Consider the following 15,776-nt stretch of genomic DNA (forward strand, 5'->3'; position numbering starts at 1 on the left):
AGGAGCCGTACGATGAACATTGCTTTTCCTCATCTTCTTCCGCGCCAGGCTGTCCCCGAACTGCGGGTACCAGTCGTCGGGGGCCGCATTTATGACATCCGCAAGGAAGCGCCGGCAGCGTTTTCGCTGATTGTTTTCTACCGTGGGCTCCATTGCCCGATTTGCAAGACACAGCTCAAGGATCTCGAGGCGAAGCTTGGTGAGTTTGAGCGTCGAGGCGTCACGGTCGTTGCAATCTCAACTGACAACGAAGAACGAGCGATCCAGACAAGTCTTGATTGGCACCTGCCACAACTCCACATCGGTTACGAGCTGCCCCTGGCGGTCGCTCGCGAATGGGGGCTTTATATTTCCCGGGGCCATGGAAAGACGTCGATTGGGGTTGAGGAGCCCGATCTCTTTGCCGAACCGGCAATCTACTTGGTGCGGCCGGATGGTACGCTCTATTTCGGCAGCGTTCAGACCATGCCGTTCGCACGCCCGCATTTCGCGGACATTCTCGGAGCGATCGACTACGTGTTGAAGAACAATTATCCCGCGCGCGGTGAGGCCGATGTAACTTTTGAACCCTTGGAAGCGAAGTAGAAACAGAAGAGTTATCATTTCGGCGCCGTGGGTGGCAGCCGTCCACCCAGGGAGCACCGTTTGAAACATGGATCGTACCGGAGCAATTCGCCGCCCGACCAAGACTCTAGGCGCCGCTTTCCTTTTTGCGGCAATCATTATTCTGGGCCTGCTCCTCAAGGATCATCTTGATCTCGCGGAGATCACGGCCCGGCTTGTCGCCGCGAAGGACTGGATCAGATTGCATCCGGCTCTTGCGGCGCTCCTGTTCGCCGTTGTCTATGTCGCCGTAACCGGCTTGTCGCTGCCCGGTGCAACGGTTCTTACCCTCATCGGCGGCAGCTTGTTCGGTCTCTGGGCAGGAGCCCTGCTCGTCTCCTTTGCCAGTGTCATCGGCGCGACGATCGGCATGATCGTCGCGCGCTATTTTCTTCGCGACACCATTGAGCGACGTTTCCCCGACGTCGTTGCCAAGGTCGATCGCGGCATAGCAGCGGACGGCGCTCGCTACCTGTTTGCCTTGCGTCTCATTCCGGTCATCCCCTTCTTCCTCGTCAACCTAGCGATGGGTCTGACGCGCATGCCTGTCCGCACCTTCGCCTGGGTGAGCCAGCTCGGGATGCTCCCCGGAACAATCGTCTACGTCAATGCGGGCAAACAACTCGCCTCGGTCCAAACCGCAGGCGACATATTAAGTCCGCGCATCATTCTCGCATTCGCGGCCCTGGCAGCCTTGCCCTTCGTTGCCAAGGTGGGGAGCAACTGGTGGAGCCGACGCAATGCGCTGCGAAATTGGCGGCAGCCTGACCGGTTCGACTACAACCTCATCGTGGTCGGTGCCGGTTCGGCTGGCCTCGTGACTGCTTACATCGCCGCAACCGCCCGTGCCCGGGTCGCACTCATCGAACAGGGCGAGATGGGCGGCGATTGCCTGAATACCGGCTGCGTCCCCTCGAAGGCGCTGATCCGGTCCGCAAAGCTCTCAAAAGAAGGCGCGCATCCGGAGCGCCTGGGGCTCAAGGGGCATTTGGAACCCGATTATCCGGCGATCATGCGCCGGATCGAGCGCGTGATCGCACGCGTGGCGCCACATGACTCGGCCGAGCGATATCGCGATCTCGGCGTCGACGTGGTCAAGGGCCACGCCAGGATCGCCGACCCCTGGACCGTCGAGGTCGATGGGCGCCGCATGACGGCGCGACGGCTGGTGATTGCAACCGGCGCCGAGCCTGCTATCCCGCCGATACCTGGGCTTGCTGATGTCGAGCCCCTGACCTCTGAAACGTTGTGGGGCCTGAGAGAGAGGCCAGATCGGCTGCTCATTGTCGGCGGCGGTGCGATCGGCTGCGAGCTCGCGCAAAGCTTCGCCCGGCTTGGATGCCAGACAACGATCGTGGAAGCTTTGCCGCGATTGCTCGCCGGCGAGGACGAGGATGTCAGCGAAGCGATAAGAGGGCTTCTTTTGGCGGACGATGTCACCATCATCACCGGTGCCAGCGTTGGTTCGTTCGTGCAGGACGGCCAATCCCGGAAAGCACACCTCACAAACGGTCAGGAAATCGGCTTCAATCGTGTTGTTGTCGCCGTTGGCCGCCGTCCGCGTACGCGAGGGTTCGGTCTCGAGGAGCTTGGTCTCCTGGAGGAAGATCGCCTCATCGTTGATGACCGTCTGAGGACTCGCCTGCCCACCATATACGCAGCCGGTGACGTCATCGGGCGGCTGCAGTTCACCCATGCCGCTGGCCACTATGCCTGGTTCGCTGCGATGAACGCCCTCTTTGGAGACCTCAAGACCTGGAAAGCACACACAAAGGCGTTCCCGGCGGTGATCTACACCGATCCGGAAATCGCTCGCGTTGGGCTGAGCGAGGTAGAAGCACGAGAAAAAGGCGTTGCTTACGAAGTGACCCGATATGACCTTGCCGAACTCGACCGGGCGATTGCCGACGAGGCGAATGCGGGCTTCATCAAGGTCCTGACGACACCGGGCAAAGATCGGATTTTGGGCGCCACGATCGTCGGTGCCCGCGCCGGCGACATGCTCGGCGAATTCACACTCGCGATGCGGCACGGCCTCGGCCTCAATGCGATCCTTCGAACCATCCACCCCTATCCGGGCTGGATGGAGGCGGCGAAGGCAACGGCCGGTGAATGGCGTCGCGCCCACGCGCCGGCCTGGGCATTGAACGTGTCGGCTCGTATCCTTCAATGGCTGAGGGGGTGACACGATGTTCGACCGTCATCTTCTTCCCTTGCAGAAGCGACTGCTGGATCCGCCTGCGGCACTGCTCGTGAAACTGGGCATTTCCGCCGATACCGTCACGGTACTCGGCTTTGCTGTTGGGGTGTCCGTCGTTCCGCTTCTGGCTTCAGGTCAATACGCGGCTGCGCTTATCGTGATTCTCGTCAATCGCGGCCTCGACGGCCTCGACGGCGCGCTCGCGCGACGGACGCAACCGACCGATCGTGGCGCGTTTCTCGATATAGCGCTCGACTTCGTCTTCTACGCACTAGTGCCGTTCGGGTTCGCTCTTGCTGACCCAGGAGCGAACGCGCTGGCTGCGGCAACCTTGCTGGTCGCGTTCGTCGGCACCGGCAGCAGCTTCCTCGCCTTTGCCACTATCGCAGGCCGACGGGGCCTGTCGTCTACGAACTACCCTGCGAAGGGCATCTACTATCTCGGCGGACTCACGGAGGGGGCGGAGACAATCGCTGTATTCGTGGCGATGTGCCTCTGGCCCGGAGCGTTTCCTGCAATCGCATATGGTCTCGCTGCCTTGTGCGTCCTGACCACGGTCACCCGCTGGTGGTGGGGATGGCGAGCCTTTGCGCCCGATCTCACGTCCGGCGCAAGCGACCAGCAGGAGCCAAGCGTCACCAAAGCCCGAAAACTTAAAACAACCGGAGATAGATTTACATTATGACACGGAGGAAGAGACTCGGCCCATTGGGCGTTCTGGCAGCGGCGGGGCTGGCGCTGGTTTGTGGGTTAGGCTCCGCCAATGCCGGTACGTGGGACGAGTTCGTCTCAAAAGCACGCGGTCAGACGGTCTACTGGAACGCGTGGGGCGGTGATGAACGGACCAATTCCTTTATCGATTGGGTTGGACAGCAAGTTCAGACCCGATATGGCATCACGGTCCGGCAGGTAAAGCTCTCCGATACCGCCGAGGCGGTCTCGCGTGTCGTCGCGGAAAAAACCGCCGGTCGCGACGACAACGGTTCTGTCGATCTCATCTGGATCAACGGCCCGAATTTTCTGTCGATGAAAGACAAGCAACTCCTCTACGGGCCGTTCACGCAGTTTCTGCCCAATTATCAATATGTCGACACGGCTAGCAAACTCTCGAACGTCACGGACTTCACGATCCCCGTGGATGGGATGGAGTCGCCCTGGCGTCTCGCCCAGGTCGTGTTCAATTACGACTCTTCCCGCGTGAGCGACGTGCCGCGCACGATCAAGGACTTCGTGGCATGGGCGAAGGCACATCCAGGCCGCTTCACGCATCCCGACGTACGCGACTTCATGGGCGCCACCTTCCTCAAGCAGGCGCTCATCGAACTGGCGCCTGATCGAGGCCGATTGCAACAGCCAGTGACCGACGCGGATTTCGCCAAGGAAACGGCGCCGCTCTGGTCCTGGTACGAACAGTTGAAGCCGTTGCTTTGGCGGCGCGGAGAACAATTCCCGTCGAATGGACCCGCCGCGCGGCAACTCCTCAACGACGGGGAGATCGATCTCTCCATGTCGTTCGATCCTGCTGAGGCTGCGGCTTCGGTCGCGTCGGGCCTGCTGCCCGACACAATACGCACCTACTCGCTCTCCGGCGGCACCATCGGCAATACGAGCTTCGTCGCCATCCCTTACAATTCGCCGCACAAGGAAGCGGCCATGGTTGTGGCCAATTTCCTGCTCGATCCGGCGACCCAAGCCCACGCTCAGGATATCCGGGTGCTGGGCAGCTTCACAGTGCTCGACCTCGACAAGCTTTCGACGGAGCGGCGCCAGCTCTTCGCCGACCTGCCGACGAGCCCCGCACTGCCGACCAACGCGGACTTGGGACCGGTTCTCCTTGAACCGCACCCCTCCTGGATGACGAGGATCACCGACGAATGGATGCGGCGATACGTCAAATAAGGTTCCGCATAAGCGGCCTGATCCCTTTCCTGCAGGGACCGAACCTGCGGCAGGCAGTTGGGCTCCTTCTTCTTTGCGGGCTCGGCATTCCGATTGCGGCAGGCCTGATCTTCACCCTCCTTCCCGCATTCGGCTACCTGCCGTCGATCGGAGGCCATGCGCTGGGCGTGCAGCCGTGGCGGGAACTGTTCGGTTATCCTGGCTTTGCGACGAGTCTTCGGATCACAGTAACGACAGGCGTCACGGCAACCGTCCTCGCGTTGATCCTCGCGTTCTGCTTCTGCGCGGTCGTCCACGGTCGAATGCGCGATCGCGGCGCCGACGGCCTTCTGGCCCCGCTGCTCGCTGCACCCCATGCGGCGATGGCGATCGGGCTCGCCTTCCTGATGGCCCCGAGTGGCTGGCTTGCGCGGCTCGCGAGTCCTTGGCTGACGGGCTACGCGGTGCCCCCCGATATCGCCATCGTTCAGGACCCGTGGGGCATGGCCCTGGTCATCGGCCTCCTCATCAAGGAGTTGCCGTTCCTGTTGATCGTCATCCTTGCGGCCCTGAACCAGATCCCCGTCGATCAGCAGATGCGGGCCGGTAGCGCCCTCGGCTACGGACCAGGCATCGTCTGGATCAAAATCATCGCGCCACAGGTCTACGCGCAGATCCGCCTGCCGGTTTACGTCGTCCTGGCGTTTTCGCTCTCGGTCGTCGACATGGCATTGATCCTGGCGCCGACCAACCCTGCGCCGCTTTCCGTCATGGCGCTCAAATGGTTCATGTCGCCCGACGTTTCGCGAACCCTTCCGGCCGCGGCTGCGGCCACCCTGGAGTTGCTGGTTGTCGTTGGAGCGATCGGTCTCTGGCGGGTCAGTGAGCGGGGCGTCGCCGGCATTGGCCTCTGGTGGACGTCGAGGGGTGGTCGTGGCGTGACCGGCGAACCGGGTCTGAAGGTGGCTGCGGCCCTCGCTATGATCGTTCTCATGCTGGGGCTAGGTTCCCTCATCGCGCTCGCCGTCTGGTCCGTGGCCTGGAGATGGCCGTTTCCCGATGCCCTGCCATCGACCTGGAGTCTTGATATCTGGAACCGCCAGGCTCACGCTCTCATCTGGCCGCTGGGCAACACCGTGGCGCTTGCAGCTGTCACGACCGCTGTTGCGCTCCTCCTTGCCGTTGCCTGGCTCGAAGCGGAGGATCGAAGCGGAAGGCGCCGCCGCGCTACGCCCTGGCATCCGATCTATATCCCGCTTCTCCTTCCACAGATCGCGTTCCTGTTCGGAACACAGGTGCTCGCCCTCAAGCTTCAGCTCGATGGAACATTTCTGGCCGTCGCGTGGGCGCATCTCCTGTTCGTATTTCCTTATGTTTTGCTGGCGCTCGCCGACCCCTGGAAAGCGCTTGACCCCCGCTATATCAGATCCGCCGCAGCGCTCGGTGCCTCCCCGACCGGTGCCCTGATCCGCATCAAGCTGCCGATCCTGCTTCGGCCGATTGCCATCGCCGTGGCAATCGGCTTTTCCGTCAGCGTCGCACAATATCTGCCGACATTGTTTGCGGGCAGCGGGCGCATTGCAACATTGACGACCGAGGCGGTCGCGATGGCAAGTGGTGGCGACCGCCGGGTCGTCGGCGTCTTCGCCTTCCTGCAAACCCTTATTCCGTTCGCCGCCTATCTGGTGGCGTTGGCCGTTCCACGGATCGTGTTTGCCAACCGTCGATCTCTATCGGGGCGCTCATGACGAATGCACTAACCCTTCGCTCCGTGACGATCTCAATCGGCGACAGGAGGCTCGTCTCGAACCTTGACCTTGACGTCGAGCCAGGCGCCGTCGCATCCGTCATGGGGCCAAGCGGATCGGGCAAGTCCACGCTGATCTCCTTCATTGGCGGCCATCTGGATCCGGCTTTCAACGCGACGGGGAAGGTCCTGATCGGGGCGCGTGATGTGACCAACTTGCCACCGGAACGGCGCGACGTCGGCATCCTGTTTCAGGATGACCTCTTGTTTCCGCATCTCTCGGTCGGCGCCAATCTCGCCTTTGGACTTGCTCGCTCAGTCATGGGACGCGACGCAAGGCTTGCACGTGTCACCGAAGCCTTGGTGGAGGCTGACCTCAGCGGATTTGAGGACCGCGACCCAGCAACGCTATCCGGCGGACAGCGCGCCCGCGTCACCCTGATGAGAACACTCCTGGCGGCGCCGAAAGCCCTGCTTCTCGACGAACCATTCTCCAAACTCGATTCAGACCTGCGACGCGACTTTCGTCGTTTTGTGTTCGACCGCGCTGTCGCCAAACGGCTACCGGTTCTGCTCGTCACCCACGACTCGACAGACGCCGAAGCTGCCAATGGCCAGATACTGCATTTGGGGAGGGCCTGAAAGTAGGATACTCTCGCACGCGCTGCCGGTCCTTCAAGGTGGAGTAGAGACGGTTGAACACCGATCCCGCGGCAGGCTGTCGCCGTTGAGGGCGTTCTTCGCGGCGAGCTTGGCGCCATAGGCGGCCATGTAGACGAACTGGTCGCGACCAGTGACGTCGCCGGCGGCATAGACGCCAGTCTTGGTTGTGCGCATGCGGTCGTCGACGACGATGCCGCCCTTCGGCGAAATGCCAACCCCGTGCTCGGCAAGGCCAAGACCTTCGATGTTGGGCGTGCGTCCAGTGGAGATGAGCACCTGATCGGCGTCGATCGTCGTGTCCTGGCCATCTCGGGAAACCGTGAGCGCAACACGCCCTCGGTCTTACGGATTGCGCGATAGGCAATGCCGGAGACGACGGTGATCCCCTCCACTTCGAAATACCCGGTGAGCGCGGCGCCGATCTCGGGTTCGGCCTCGGGAAACAGGCGGGACCGGCAGACGAGCGTCACGTGCACGCCGGCACGGGCGAACATCTGGGCGAGCTCCGCGCCGATATAATATAGCCACCGCCGAGGACGAGCAGCGAGCGCGGCAGTGCTTCAAGGTCCAGGCATGCGTATCAGTTTGAGTGCAGCGCCGTCTCGAGTGGCGCTTGATATTGCGCTCTCGCGGTGCGCGGAGATCGTTCACACACACGCTCGTCCTTAGCGGGTATTAATGCAGAAATGACCACGGAACCCCCTAATGTCGTAGTAGCAAGCGCGCCGCCTGCTTGAGGTGCGAAGCGATGGAATCCTGAAGCTCCGGTGACGCAACGCTGCGTGCCATTGTCACGCCTCCGGACAGGAGCGCCATCAGTGACCACGCCTTCCGACGCTTCTCCTCCTCAGTTCTTCCTTCCAACTTGTCGGCCAACTGTTGCGCAACGCTTTCCAGCGCCATGCCGTATGCCGTTTTTGTATCCTTGCTAGATCGTGTCACATCGGACGTCAGGCTTTGCAACCCACAGCTATTGTCGGGTGAGCAACGGAGCAGTTCGCCAAGATAGAAATCTATGAATGTCTCGGTCCAGCGGTCTCCCTCTTCCGCCTGCAACTTTGCAATGGATTCACGAAGGTTATCCAGTCCTGCGACTGCCGCGGCCTCGAAGGCAGCGTCTTTCGATTTGAAATGTCCGTAGAATGCACCGGAGGTGACGCCGGCCTCTTTCGCCAAGCCGTCCACGCCAATGCCACCGAAGCCTTGCCGGCGAAAACCCCTTCCCGCTGCGTCGAGAAGCTTCGTTTTTGCTTCTTCTTTGTGATCGGACTGATACCGCATGTCGAACTCCATAATAGCGATCGTTATTTTATGCTTGACGCTATAACGATCGTTATCCTATCAATAGGATCACGGTCGTTATATAACGTGCCGTTACGCGAGGCAATGCCTCATGTCCCCTTCAGAAACAGGAGCTATCATGCCCATCAGTCTCACGCTTACCGAAGGCGTCATTCCTGCGGACAAAATGCATGTCGTCGTTGCGAAGATAACGGAATCCTTCCTCAATCATCATGGGCTTGGGGGAAACAAGGTGATGACCCCTAACGTCACGGCGCATCTCAATGTTTTGCCCAAAGGACAGACTTTCTCTGCTGGAAAACCGGTCGAAGGAGCTTGGATCGAAACCAAGACGCCATCCTTTGCTCTCGCAAGCCACGACATTCAAACCGCGTTCTTCGGTGAAGCTACACAGATACTCCATGATCTCTCTGGTGGCACACTTGCCAAGGATCGCATTTGGTCGAATGGGGTCCACGCTGTCGACGGTACGTGGAATCTCGATGGCAAGGCAATGACGAACGCCGAGCTTGGGCAGGCCGTAGCCGCGGGCTGACAAGTCGAGACAACCCGGCCGTCGAGGTGTCTAGGCGGCCGGGATTATCAACATTCAAATTTGTGCGGGACTTACTGCAAAGCCAAAAGCGAGGATCAGTATTAGGCCATCGGCTTAGGCCATATCGGAAGGCTTGCGCCAAAGCGCCTTTTCCTGGAATCCGCGTCAGTTGGGGTTGCGGATCTTGCCCGAAACGATCGATGCACTTCGGATCCGTCAGCCCTTCGATAAGGCGAGAGCTCGGCGTTCATGATGATCGCGGCTCAAGCGGAGCTCGATAGACGATGACCCGACCGCTCGGCATAATCTGGGAGAGGAAATCGAAGTCCCGGACGTTACCAGTCAGCACACTCGCGCCCAGTTGTCGTGCCTGCAGGAAAACAAGTGCGTCATTGACGAAGCGGCGCTCATGTCCAGCACCCTTTGGCAGGTTGCTCAAGCGAAAGAGCAGACCCGCCAACACGCCGGCCTGTCCCCAAATGGCTGCATCTGGAGCATGAAGTCGGTGCTCCGGAATATCTTCTACGGTCGCCGTGATCGTTTCGAGGACCGCTTTTGTAGAGGCGTGCTTTGGATCCAGCCGGCCGAAGGCATGAGTCAGCTCAGACAGGCAGACTGCCGAATGGTGGCATAGGCGATACGTAAGCAGCATATCAACCTCCACGGGCGAGCGCCCTTGAAGCACATCCAGATAGACGCTGGTATCTAGAAATAGAGCCCCTCCGATTGCCGGTTCGTCAGCAGCCCATAGGATATCTTCGTCGCGCCTGCGCTCGAGCGTTCCGACATGCTTCTGGGGCTTTAGTGATCGGAGGGTCTCAGAAAGATCAAACCCCAAGATCGATATCCGTCGGGATGGTGCCCTTGCGGCCCACCAGACGCGCGCCGAAGTCATCTTCAAGAGCCAGCCGGGAAAGCGCCAATTCCAGCAGCTCAGTGTCGGAGGTGACATGGGCGCGCTTCTTCGCCGCCTCGATCAACTCCGAGGGCACTCGCCCCGACAAGCGGGTATTCTTCGCCGTGCCAAGGAGACCGACGGCCTTCGCTTGCTCGAGCACGAGCTTATTGCGAGCCAAGGCGACCTTTGCTTCTCTTTCCGCAGCAGTTCGTGGTTGGGTACCCATAGGATTCTCCCTGTGTTGAACATAATATGGATTGCGTTGAACTGGAAGGCAAGATTCAATAGTGGTCGGCGAGTGGGAATCACGAAACGCCAACCGTCCAGACGCAGCGGCTGGGCTCTTGTGCGTCGTACTGATCGCCTCGTCTCGGTCACGATCGGCGGGCTGCCGATCACGCTTTCGGCGGGCGCCGGCTCGCTGGTGGCGTGGCCTCCTCTTCGGCTGGTGGCATGCGCGGTATCCTGGCCGGGCTAATGCTAATGCACCGGTGGTCGCAACGCAGATCATGTGGGATCCACGACTGGCCGCCTTCTGCGCGTTGGTCGGCCTCACGGCGGGACCACAGGCCCTCGCCGCGCTCGCGACCGACGGCCCGACGATCCTTGTGGCAGGCGTGGTCGTCACTCTCGTTCCGCTGATAGTCGGCCTCGGCGTCGGCCATTTCCTGCTTGGGATCAATTCGGTTGCGCTCGTTGGCGCGCTTGCCGGCGCACACACCCAGGATCCCGCCATGCTCTCGGCGAGTGATCTCGCGGAAAGTCCTGCGCCAGCACTCGGCTTCACGGTGCCTTATGCAATCGGCAATATTCTTTTGACAAATCTCGGGCCGGTCGTAGCGTTAAGTTGAGCTGCATGGCATCGCCCCCGACACTGACGACATTCGGAGAATAGAAAGGGTGAGAAAAAATGAAAGCTAACGTCGTCACCGCGCTAATTGCCCCTTTTGTCTTCGCCACCATGGTGCCCACTTCCGTGCTTGCCAACGACACCAGCGCCGTCCTCGGCGCTGGTGGCTTGGAACTCACGACGTCCAAAGACATCGTCATGGCGAGCGAAGATCTATATTTGTCGGCGAGCCAAATCCGGGTGCGCTACGCCTTCCGCAACGAGAGCGATCGGGACATCACGACGCGGGTCGCCTTTCCGCTACCGGAGGTCGATCAGAACGAAGGTTCGGAGATGGTGTTTTTGCCGGCGGAAGACCAGGAGAATTTCGTCGACTTCCACGTGACGGTGGATGGGCGGCCTGTCCAACCAAAACTGGAGCAGAAGGCGGTCACCGGCGAGGGTGCCGATGTGACGGCGGCGATCACCAAGGCCGGCCTGCCGGTCAATGCGCAGCTTCCAGGATGGCAGGAAAAGACACGCGCCTTGCCGCATGAAGTCCGGCAACATCTCGTCAAGCAAAGGCTCATTGAGGCAGACGATCCCGGCAATCGGTCGGCCGATTTCGACCCTACCTGGAAGCTGCGAGCAACTTTCCACTGGGAGCAGACCTTTCCCGCTGGCAAGACCATCACCGTCGAACATCGCTACAAGCCGATCACTGGCGGTGTCTCCTCCTTCGACGAGAGCCAGTTCAATGATTACAAGAGTTACTGCCTTGACAACCAGGGTAAGGCAGGCGTCCGCCGGCTAGTGAAGCAGGCACAAGCGGCTGCGCAGGCAGACCCGCAAAGAAGCCCCAATATCGGCGGACCCTCCGAAGTGGAGTATATTCTGACCACCGGGGCCAACTGGAAGGGGCCGATCGGAGACTTCCACCTGACGATCGACAAGGAGAATCCGAACGCAGTTCTGACACTGTGCCTGAGCGGTCTCAAGAAGACCGGCCCGACGGCGTTCGAGCTGAGGCGGATGAATTTCACGCCAAAGGAAGACATCCGCTTTGCGGTTTTTGACTGGCGGTAGCTCGTTTCGGGAACATCACAATTCAGGGATCAAAACGGGCCCGTTGCACTCGCGCCGCGTAACAGGCTCCGAAGTCAGGAACCGGACGCATGGCCTGTTACCGAAGGGCCGAGCTGTCAAATTCAGAAGACAACTGAAGCGCGCAGAAGAGACGTGGAGTGAAGGTCATGCCGATCATGGCAATGACTGAGAATTTAATTCTGAACCCTTGGCTTCAAACGAGAGAGGCCCTGTCGGATACGAGTCAGGGGACGTCTATTTTCATCGGATGTTTGCGGATCGGCGGCTCGACGTAAGCGCCCGGCTCATTGACATTTCGCGCCAGCAACCTCGAGGCAATACTTTCGGCAGCAGCCTCCGCTCCCTCTTTCGAATAGAAGTTGCCGCGAACCTGCACGGAGGCGGCGAGCAATCGCATGAACGCTTCAAGAAGCTCTGCCGATGGCGGCTGCGGATCTTGCCAGAAAAGATCGATGGATTTCGGATCCGTCAGCCCTTCTATATCGTAGATCGTAACGCCGAGCGTCTTCACCGGCTTACCCGCCTGCAATGCCGAAAGGGCGGCTGTGGAATTCACCGTTACCATGCCCAGGCATGTCGAAATCAATGCGGAGAGATCACCGCCATCGATAACCTGCACGCGGCCCGACACTCCAAGCGACCGGGCGGTGGAATTCACATAGTCGTCCCAGTCGATAAGCCCATTGTCGAGCGGATGGATTTTGACGACCAGCTGCGTATCTTCGGGCGCATGCTCGGCAAAGGAGCGCAAAATATAACGGATTGCGTCCCGCTGGCTGCGGAACGGCGAATGGGCGCGCAACTGATAGTCTGTCTCAATCTGCAGCGGATAGACAAAGAAGGCCGCGGCTCCGGAAGACAGCCGGCGAACCTCGAAATTCGCCTTTCGCCCGCGACCTCGCCCCATTGCGAGCCTCCTCAGCCAGCCGGCATATTCGGCGAGCGGATGAAACAGCCCGTGCCGCCGGTAATGGGGATAAAAGAGCGAGAAGAAGACGGTCGGCAGGTAATAAAGCAGATCGGCGATCGCTTCCGAGAGGAAAGTATGACTGTAGCGCCTGTTCCAATCCGGCTCCGGCAGCCCTTTCGCAGCCGCAAGGATATGATCCGGATCGACGGGAAACCGCGAATTGGACGAAAGACCTTCGCGCTCGATCGTCACCCAGTCAGGCCTCAGATGCCCCATCTCGATGGCATAGACCGAAACGCCCATCGCGCGGGCTTCGGCGATGGCAGCGCGGTGGTAGGGCCTTTCCTCTCCGTGGACGATGAGGTCGGTAATCTTGCGGTCCGCCATGAGCTGACGAACATAGCCCGGCCAGGCTGCGACGGGACCGCGATAGTTTACGGCACCACGCCTGCGCCAGAATAGCCAGTCTCCGCTGTTGAGGTTGACGCGAACGCACGCGCAGCCGGCTGCCTCAAGACGGTCCGCGATCCGGCAATAGAGGATGGACGACGGCCCCTGGAGAAACAGGAAGACGCGTTTCGCCTTCTCCTCTGAGCGGACCGGCACGATCATTCCGCCGGCAACTCTTTGCTGAGGCCGGCATAGCGCAGCAGCGTTCCGAGCAGGTTCCACGGAGCTTCTTCCCGCGGCGGGACCGGACGCTGCGAATGGGCGCGCGCGCGACCAAGCGGCACAATCATATAGTCGGTACGAGGATCCGGAAACGGATCAGCGAAAGCCTTCAAGAGCGGCGCATGATCTCCGTAGAAAAGCAGCCAGACTGGCCGGTCCAGCGTGTCGAGGTGATGGGCCAGATTTCCAAGCGCGTGATCGGCGCGGCGAAGAAGCTCGGAATAGATCTCCACAGGGTCCGTGAGATCACCGACGCGACCGGCCTCCCACGGTCCATGGTTGGCCATCGAGGCAACGAACAGGAAATTCTTGATGTCCGGATCCTTTTCGATCTCGCGGATCACGTTCTTCGTCAGCGCCTGATCGCTGACATAAGGGCCGTCGCGCTCCAGATTGTGGTCGAATTCGTCGAGCATCATCATGTGATCGAAGCCAAGCTGCGGCATCGCCTTATGGCGCAGGAAGAAGGTGCGGTCGTAGGGATGAATGAACTGCGTCTTCCAGCCGGCCTCCTTCAGTTTGTTCGGCCAAACGACATCCGCATACTGGCTTGCGCTCAGATAGGGATAGCTCGCATCAATATGCACGTCGTCCGGCTGAAGGCCGCTTAAGACTGCAAATTCGGTGCGAAGCGTATAACCGCCCTCGAAGACGCTCGTCATGCGGCCCCATTGCGCTGCCCGCTTGCGCAGCCGATCAAGGTTGGGAAGCTTAAGGTTTTTGACTTCGAAATGACGAAGATCGATGAAGGACTCCGATTGCCAGATGACAATGAGCGGCGGCTCCTCATCGCCGTCCGGATCCCAAAGGTCGTGCAGCGCCGATTTCAGCATTTCGGACAGCTCGTGCACGATCTTCTCGCGGCGGCGGCCGAGCCATATAATGAAATGCAGGACGACAGACGTGAACGTGCCGAAACGGACGGTATTCTTCTTGATATCAATTGGTCCGACGAGCTGCTGCGTGGCCCGCGATACCGGTCCGTTCACAGGACCGTAGAAAAGCGCCAGCCACGGGCCGAAGGCAACGGCAAGCCCGACCAGCACCCAGAACGCCTGTGCGCTGTCAGGCAGGATATGCGGCTCGAAATAAAAGTAGAGCCCGGTCACGCCGAAGACGTAAAGCAACGAGAACATCCAGAAGAAGATGTTCAGCGAGGTCGCGTAGAAGATCTCCTTGTATTTGAAGACATCGACGACGAGCGCAATGTCGGAGAAAATCAGCGGCTCGCGGATGAACTTGAACTTGGCACGCGAAATCCCGGTGAAAATCACGAAGAAGCTCATCGTCGCCTGCATGGCGTAGATCGGCCGCCACGTCACTGAGAAGAACCCCGCAAAGACCAGAGCGATGACAGGAAGGCGCGCGGCAAGGTCGAGCGCATGGCGTGCTGGCGTTCGTTCGATGTTGTTCTGGCGATAGACGGCCGACGGCATCGCGAACCAGTCCGTCGCATAGACGAAGATGCACGTCAGGGCGAAGCAGAAGGCAACCAATAAAAAAGGGGCATCATGTAAGCGCAACGGAACCATCGATTTTCTATTACCGGCAACACATGCCAAATCCGATTAAAGCTTGGGCGTGTCAATGCCCGATGATATCCCTGTCTTCAAATGCACAGTCGATGACATCGCATGCGTTTCCTTTGCGCCACGCTTCAATCGATGCCGGTACCAGAGCGAAAGCAACGGCTTGATGAACGGGCCCAGATAGGCAAGCGCCATGAGAGACGACGTAAAGTGGATCTTTGAGCGGCCGCGGTCGATACCGGCGACAATGCGCTCTGCAATTGCTTCTGCCGACCAAGGCTTCACCTTGCCCATCAGAACTTCGGCCTGCCATGGCCGCATCGTCATCTCACGCTGATACTGCGGTGTCAGCGTATCTGGCGGAAAGCAGATGGAGATGCGGACACCCGTTCCGACGGCTTCCGCCTGCAAGGCTTCAGCAAAGCCGTTCAGCGCCGATTTGGAAGCGCAGTAGGCCGCATAGCCATGAAGGCCGATCAACGCGGCACCCGACGACACCACCATGATCGTGCCCTGCCCCCTCGCCTTCATGCTGTGATAGACTGAACGGGCAGCATTTGCCGTACCCAGAAGGTTGGTGGTCACCTGCTGGTCGAAGACGGCGGCCGGAAGAGCGTCGAAGGCAGCCGGCTCGACAATGCCGGCAGAGGAAACGAGCACGTCGCAGAAGCCGTTCGCGGTTTCACAGGCTTTGACCGCAGTTGCAAGGTCCTCATGCCTGGACACGTCAGCCGAAACGGCAAAAGCGCTTCCGCCCTTCGATACAGCCTTGACGTCTCGAACCGCCGCTTCGAGGCGTGCTGCATCGCGCGCGATCAGCGAAACACGCTCACCTCTGGCGGCGTAGGCCTTTGCGACTGCTAACCCGATACCGCTGGAACCGCCGGTTACGATGACATGCAT

General features: G+C 60.0%; 15 protein-coding genes and 1 pseudogene. 9 read left to right on the top strand and 7 right to left on the bottom strand.

Annotation, left to right across the window (positions count from 1 at the left end; translation table 11 throughout):
- Nucleotides 1–12 precede the first annotated feature (12 nt).
- The 6 genes from N2599_RS29335 (at nt 13) to N2599_RS29360 (ending at nt 7,070) form a co-directional block, all read left to right on the top strand.
- Nucleotides 13–585, top strand: coding sequence for a peroxiredoxin-like family protein (locus N2599_RS29335; RefSeq protein ID WP_027512761.1), 573 nt, complete (start codon nt 13–15; stop codon nt 583–585).
- Between the two features lie 67 nt (nt 586–652).
- Nucleotides 653–2,788, top strand: coding sequence for a dihydrolipoyl dehydrogenase family protein (locus N2599_RS29340; protein ID WP_051336753.1), 2,136 nt, complete (start codon nt 653–655; stop codon nt 2,786–2,788).
- 4 nt (nt 2,789–2,792) lie between these two features.
- A complete protein-coding gene (locus N2599_RS29345; RefSeq protein ID WP_063829623.1) occupies nt 2,793–3,488 on the top strand; it encodes a CDP-alcohol phosphatidyltransferase family protein in 696 nt (231 codons plus the stop codon).
- On the top strand, nt 3,485–4,702 hold the full coding sequence (locus N2599_RS29350; RefSeq protein WP_084606617.1) for an ABC transporter substrate-binding protein: 1,218 nt from the start codon (nt 3,485–3,487) through the stop codon (nt 4,700–4,702). Before N2599_RS29345 ends, N2599_RS29350 begins: the two co-directional genes overlap by 4 nt.
- On the top strand, nt 4,678–6,429 hold the full coding sequence (locus N2599_RS29355) for an ABC transporter permease (RefSeq protein WP_245209302.1): 1,752 nt from the start codon (nt 4,678–4,680) through the stop codon (nt 6,427–6,429). Before N2599_RS29350 ends, N2599_RS29355 begins: the two co-directional genes overlap by 25 nt.
- Complete coding sequence (locus tag N2599_RS29360; protein WP_027512758.1) at nt 6,426–7,070, top strand: ATP-binding cassette domain-containing protein; 645 nt, start codon at nt 6,426–6,428, stop codon at nt 7,068–7,070. The genes N2599_RS29355 and N2599_RS29360 overlap by 4 nt, the downstream gene beginning before the upstream one ends.
- Nucleotides 7,071–7,133: 63 nt before the next feature.
- On the opposite strand, the pseudogene N2599_RS29365 reads toward N2599_RS29360, so the two are convergent.
- Nucleotides 7,134–7,662: pseudogene (locus N2599_RS29365) on the bottom strand (FAD-dependent oxidoreductase); the annotation flags it as partial.
- Nucleotides 7,663–7,793: 131 nt separating this feature from the next.
- Entirely contained in the window at nt 7,794–8,384 is a 591-nt protein-coding gene (locus tag N2599_RS29370; RefSeq protein ID WP_245209301.1) for a TetR/AcrR family transcriptional regulator, read from the bottom strand.
- Nucleotides 8,385–8,511: 127 nt separating this feature from the next.
- On the opposite strand from N2599_RS29370, the gene N2599_RS29375 reads away from it, so the two are divergent.
- The gene (locus N2599_RS29375) at nt 8,512–8,928 is read left to right on the top strand and encodes a hypothetical protein (RefSeq protein WP_027512755.1); all 417 of its coding nucleotides are present in this window, start codon (nt 8,512–8,514) and stop codon (nt 8,926–8,928) included.
- A 247-nt stretch (nt 8,929–9,175) separates the two neighbouring features.
- On the opposite strand, the gene N2599_RS29380 is transcribed toward N2599_RS29375, so the two are convergent.
- Together N2599_RS29380 and N2599_RS29385 are read right to left on the bottom strand one after the other, a co-directional pair.
- Nucleotides 9,176–9,766, bottom strand: coding sequence for a type II toxin-antitoxin system VapC family toxin (locus tag N2599_RS29380; RefSeq protein ID WP_027512754.1), 591 nt, complete (start codon nt 9,764–9,766; stop codon nt 9,176–9,178).
- Nucleotides 9,756–10,052, bottom strand: coding sequence for a hypothetical protein (locus N2599_RS29385; RefSeq protein WP_027512753.1), 297 nt, complete (start codon nt 10,050–10,052; stop codon nt 9,756–9,758). The genes N2599_RS29380 and N2599_RS29385 overlap by 11 nt, the downstream gene beginning before the upstream one ends.
- A gap of 265 nt (nt 10,053–10,317) precedes the next feature.
- On the opposite strand from N2599_RS29385, the gene N2599_RS29390 reads away from it, so the two are divergent.
- A complete protein-coding gene (locus tag N2599_RS29390; RefSeq protein ID WP_027512752.1) occupies nt 10,318–10,677 on the top strand; it encodes an aspartate-alanine antiporter-like transporter in 360 nt (119 codons plus the stop codon).
- Between the two features lie 59 nt (nt 10,678–10,736).
- Nucleotides 10,737–11,741 carry a DUF4424 domain-containing protein gene (locus tag N2599_RS29395; protein ID WP_051336752.1) on the top strand — a complete coding sequence of 335 codons (1,005 nt, stop codon included), beginning with the start codon at nt 10,737–10,739 and terminating at the stop codon, nt 11,739–11,741.
- A gap of 244 nt (nt 11,742–11,985) precedes the next feature.
- Here the strand turns inward: N2599_RS29395 and N2599_RS29400 are convergent, their stop codons facing one another.
- Genes N2599_RS29400 through N2599_RS29410 form a run of 3 tightly spaced genes read right to left on the bottom strand, consistent with a single transcriptional unit; the run spans nt 11,986 to nt 15,776 of the window.
- Nucleotides 11,986–13,284 (bottom strand): capsule polysaccharide biogenesis protein, encoded by a 1,299-nt coding sequence (locus N2599_RS29400; RefSeq protein WP_027512750.1) that lies wholly within the window; start codon nt 13,282–13,284, stop codon nt 11,986–11,988.
- Entirely contained in the window at nt 13,281–14,906 is a 1,626-nt protein-coding gene (locus tag N2599_RS29405; RefSeq protein ID WP_375714139.1) for an LTA synthase family protein, read from the bottom strand. Before N2599_RS29405 ends, N2599_RS29400 begins: the two co-directional genes overlap by 4 nt.
- Nucleotides 14,907–14,912: 6 nt before the next feature.
- On the bottom strand, nt 14,913–15,776 hold the full coding sequence (locus N2599_RS29410) for an SDR family oxidoreductase (RefSeq protein ID WP_063829622.1): 864 nt from the start codon (nt 15,774–15,776) through the stop codon (nt 14,913–14,915).

The sequence above is a fragment of the Rhizobium sullae genome (genome assembly GCF_025200715.1).
Lineage (GTDB): Bacteria > Pseudomonadota > Alphaproteobacteria > Rhizobiales > Rhizobiaceae > Rhizobium > Rhizobium sullae.